The following is a 1,855-nucleotide window of genomic DNA, read 5'->3' as shown; positions in this document are numbered from 1 at the left end:
ATAGACTTCTCGTTGGGACATTCGCCGTTGCATTCGTCGCATCCGGCGGTCGTTTGGCTTGGGCACAGGAGACGCCGCCTGAAGACCTTGCGTCACAACTGCGGTTGCAGGGTCATCGCTGCGATGAACCCGTGACGGCGCAACGGGATGCCCAACTCTCGAAGCCGGATGAGGTGGTGTGGAACCTGAGGTGCGGCAACGCCTCGTACCGCATGCGCCTGACACCCGACATGGCGGCGCGGGTCGAGAAGCTGGATTGATGCAGGTTGGACGGCACGGTACGCCACGGATCGCATGGCCGATGTACATCCAGTTCATCTTCGCGCTGGACCGGGTGCCATGCTGGAGATCCTGGTCTGCCTGCTTGCAACGGCTTGAGAACGTTCATCGTCTCGGGTGACGGCGGATCAGGCAATGGCAGCGGCGATGAGCTGCGGCCGGTCGCGTGAGGCCCGCTCATGCCAGCGGCCTGGTGATTGAAACCCAACGCTGGACCAGCAACTTCACTAGCGGGAGTTACGCTATGTCACTCATGAAGGATCTTCTTGAGCGCCCGTTCGATCAGGCGATCACATCAAAGTACACGGCAATGAACGGCTTGATCTATTTGGGGGTGGGAACCTCGGTACTTATTTGGCCCGGAATGGTGCAGACCGTCTTCAGGGATGCGGCGTTCGTTGGAAACGAGGCCGCACTCTTCCGCATGGTGGGCATGGCCTTGATGGTGATTGGCTGGCTATTTGTTCGGTGGCCTCTCCGGCGGCAGACGGTTCGTCGCCGCCAGCGTATTGGACAGGGTGGTGCTCGTTCCCTTGGTGCTCGTACCCTTGGCCATCGCGGGAGTTTTTCCCCATTTCCTGCTGGCGTTTGCGGTTCTCGACCCGACGCTCGCTCTTGGCGCTTGGCTGCTTCTCCGATCGGACCACGCTCGATTTCGCTCGACCGCCGGAACGCCATCGCGCTAGTTGCCGGAATTGTCGCTGATGCCTGACGCGCGCTTGGGCGCCGTCAGGTTTCGGAGAGTGACTGTCGAGGTCCGATCCGGGCTGGATCCGGTTTGACAGAGACGATGAGTGGATGTCCGCTTTCCACCCAAAGTGCTGGCTTGGTGATCGGTACCAAGCGTTGGGATTTTGCCACTGGATGCGCTGAAATCGATCGAAGCCGCACCGTCCACCGCTCACCGGATGCGGCTCGTGATGGCGGCCAATGTCGCGGCTGGCACGGCCGTGTTGGTGGGGCTGCCCCAGGGAGTCGGGACCACTGATCGCTCCGATGGCAGGAACGGCAGGGACGGTCCCGTCAGCAGGCCGTTGAGCACCGCGATGACGTGCCCCTGCCGACAGTCGAGCACCGGCGCCCCGGAGGTGCCGCCGTCGAGCAGCAGACGGTTGTCCCCTTCCACCTCAAGAAGGGTGAGGCCGGCAAACTTGCCTGGGCGGTCGCGGGCCTCCCGTACGGTCCCGTGCGCCGCCTGCATCCGCCCGCGCGGGTAGCCCAGGACCAGCACGGTCGCATCGGCCGTCGGCGGTTCCAGTCGGACGTCAAGGACTTGCGCGTTCGGGAAGGGCTCCTGCAGTTCCAGGATCGCGACGTCCTCCTTCGGGGCGGGTTTCCGATCAGCACCTGTCACGGGGCCTTCGGCAGGCTGCCCCTGAGCCACGACGCGGAGCTGGACGCGGACCGTCGTGCCGGGTTCCCCATCCTGGGATGCCTGGCGCAGCTCCGCGCATTGCATCGCCTGAATTGCTCCCTGATTTTGGATCGTTGCCTCATCTGATTTGCTCCCGAGCTCTGGCGAGCTGCGGGGGCGATGATGAGGCAGGTGAGCATGACAACACGCAATGAGCTGATC

3 protein-coding genes are annotated in these 1,855 nt (G+C 63.3%); 2 read left to right on the top strand and 1 reads right to left on the bottom strand.

Annotated elements, in window-relative coordinates:
* The coding region (locus FS320_RS42605) for a hypothetical protein (RefSeq protein WP_338105698.1) at positions 1 to 260 on the top strand (260 nt) is incomplete at its 5' end.
* A 263-nt stretch (positions 261 to 523) separates the two neighbouring features.
* The gene (locus tag FS320_RS42600; RefSeq protein WP_152718547.1) at positions 524 to 991 is read left to right on the top strand and encodes a hypothetical protein; all 468 of its coding nucleotides are present in this window, start codon (positions 524 to 526) and stop codon (positions 989 to 991) included.
* Positions 992 to 1,180: 189 nt separating this feature from the next.
* Here FS320_RS42600 and FS320_RS42595 read toward each other — a convergent pair.
* On the bottom strand, positions 1,181 to 1,855 hold a 675-nt coding region (locus FS320_RS42595; RefSeq protein WP_210252257.1), incomplete at its 5' end, for a S1 family peptidase.

Source organism: Microvirga tunisiensis, from assembly GCF_009296175.1.
In the GTDB taxonomy this organism is placed as follows: Bacteria; Pseudomonadota; Alphaproteobacteria; order Rhizobiales; family Beijerinckiaceae; genus Microvirga; species Microvirga tunisiensis.
Note: the sequence above shows the minus strand (reverse complement) of the source record. Positions and strands in the feature narration are given on the sequence as shown.